At 67.8% G+C, this 2208-nt stretch carries 2 protein-coding genes; both read right to left on the bottom strand.

Going from position 1 to position 2208, the window contains the following annotated elements; all coding sequences use genetic code 11:
• Positions 1 to 300: 300 nt before the first annotated feature.
• Positions 301 to 786, bottom strand: a complete 486-nt coding sequence (locus AB0C02_RS33525) for an SMI1/KNR4 family protein (protein ID WP_357553230.1) — start codon at positions 784 to 786, stop codon at positions 301 to 303.
• 10 nt (positions 787 to 796) lie between these two features.
• The gene (locus AB0C02_RS33520) at positions 797 to 1981 is read right to left on the bottom strand and encodes an IS110 family transposase (protein ID WP_357553229.1); all 1185 of its coding nucleotides are present in this window, start codon (positions 1979 to 1981) and stop codon (positions 797 to 799) included.
• Positions 1982 to 2208: the final 227 nt, after the last annotated feature.

Below are 2208 nucleotides of genomic sequence, written 5' to 3'. Positions count from 1 at the left end.
GACAAGGTGGAGCGCCCTACCGGACGAGTCTCAATGGCGGTTGTCAAGCAGGCCGTGCGTTGGGCAGGGTCTCCTCGGTCGGGCTGGCGTGTTCCTGCCCGGGGTTCTCGGTCGGGTCAAGGCTCGCCGAAGGCGACCGCGTAGCGGCTTGGCCTTGACTTGGCCGGGGTTCTCGGGCAGCCCTTGTGGTGCCCGGGCGAGGAGACCCGTTGCGGTCTCTGAGGGAGGGTCGGGGTGCGGGGCAGCGCCCCGCTTCTTCGGGAAGGGCAGGGTTGGTGGCGTCGACCGTGCTTGTCTGGGTCAGGGTTGAGTACCGCGCCGTGCTACGAAATCCAGGAAGTCTGGTGCCTCCAGCGTTGGGTCGTCGGCGTCGTGGTAGTGGAACCACACCTCGTCGCTGCATTCACCGTCGAGGACGGGGAAGCACCAGTAGTCGCCTGTGCCGACGGGTGCCACCGCGACGAAGGACCCGTCCGGGAATTCGGCCTGGCTGACGGAGACGACGTCGTCGACGTCGTCGACGTGGTGCGCGGACGCTGCTGTGGGTATGGGCAGCAGGTCGAGGAATCCGAACTGCCCGCCGCCGTAGCGCATCATGAATGCCTTGTACTGCTCGGGCAGGGTCGCGCCCAGCGCTCGCTCCGCCTCGGTGATGTCCTCCGCCGACGCGGTTAGCCCTTCGATCACCTTGGAGTCTTCGATTTCCTCGAAGCCAGACCTGGCCGCCCGGGCGCGGAGTGGTTGAACGTGCTGGTCGAACTCCTCGAAGTCCATGCCGTCGATCATCTCCGACTTCTCAGCCGGGTGTTGGGGCTGGTGGTTGGAGTTGGAAGCAGCGGTTGTCGCGGAGCAGTGCCCAGAGGACGTCGACGCGGCGGCGGGCGAGGGCGATCAATGCCTGTTGGTGCTTGCGTCCCTCACCGCGTTTGCGCTGGTAGTAGTCCCGGTTCGGGCCGTGCATCCGCAGGGTGCTGAGCGAGGACATGTAGAACACGTGGCGTAGCCGCCGGTTGTAGCGCTGCGGCCGGCGTAGGTTGGCGACGCGCTTGCCAGAGTCACGGGCCACCGGCGCCAGACCCGCGTAGGCGGCGAGGTGATCCGGGCTGGCGAAGGTCGACAGATCCCCGACCGCGACGATGAACTCCGCCGCCGCCAGTGCTCCCATGCCGGGGAGGCTGCGGATGATGTCGGCCTGCGGGTGGCTGCTGAAGGCGGCCTCGATCGCCTTGTCGGTGTCCCGCATCCGTCGGTGCAGTTGCAGCAGGTGGCTGGCCAGCTCACCGGCGAGCGAAGCAGCGGTGTCCTGTCCCGGCAGGGTGAGATCCTGCTCAGCCGCGGCGGCCAACGCCTGATCGGCGACCTTGGCGGCGTTCACCGCCCGGTGCCGGCGCAGATGAGCGATGAGCTGGTCGCGTCCGGCGGCGCGGATCTGCTCGGGCGTCTGATAAGCGCTGATCAGAATCAGCGTCGCGACGTTGGTGAACGTCAGCGCCCGTTCCAACACCGGGGAGATTCCGAGCATGAGGCGGCGCAGCCGGTTGACGGTGCGGACCCAGTCTTCGACCAGGTCGGCGCGGTGCGCGACCAGCAGCGCCAGCTTGGCGATCAGCTCCGTCGGTGTCTCGACCGGCAGAAAGTCATGCCGCATCCGGGCCGTGTTGGCGATGACCACCGCGTCACGCGCGTCGGTCTTGGCCTCGCCGGCGAACCCGGCAGCCATCGTCTTGACCGTGCGGCCTGGGATGTACACCGTCGGCTGCCCGGCCAACGCCAACATGGCCCGCAGCAGCGCGGTCTCACAGCCGACCAGGTCGACCGCCCACACCACCTCGTCATCGCCGTCGACCCGGCCGACCAGGTCCGCGATCGCCTGCTGATCGTTGGCCACCCGCGTCGACCACAGCACCTGCCCGGACACGTCCACCGCCGCAGCGTGGTGAGCCTGCTTGCCCGCGTCGACGCCTACCCATACCTGCGCCAAGCCGTCCTCCCCGAAGTACTCCGGATCCAGGTCACCACGGACGACCTCGCCGGCAGTTCCTTAGCAAGCGACGACTCGCAGATCTCAATCAGCGGTCAAGGCGCCCTGGACTGGCTGGGCGGCCGCTCGTCCATAGCCACCTAACGGCAAACGACCTTGAGCCACACCCAGCCAGCCCGGCGGCCCGGAACACCATCCAGACACAGAAACCCTAAGGAACGACCTTG

Origin of the sequence: Micromonospora sp. NPDC048999 (genome assembly GCF_040649295.1) — a bacterium.
GTDB lineage: Bacteria > Actinomycetota > Actinomycetes > Mycobacteriales > Micromonosporaceae > Micromonospora.
This window is presented reverse-complemented; position numbering and strand designations above follow the sequence as displayed.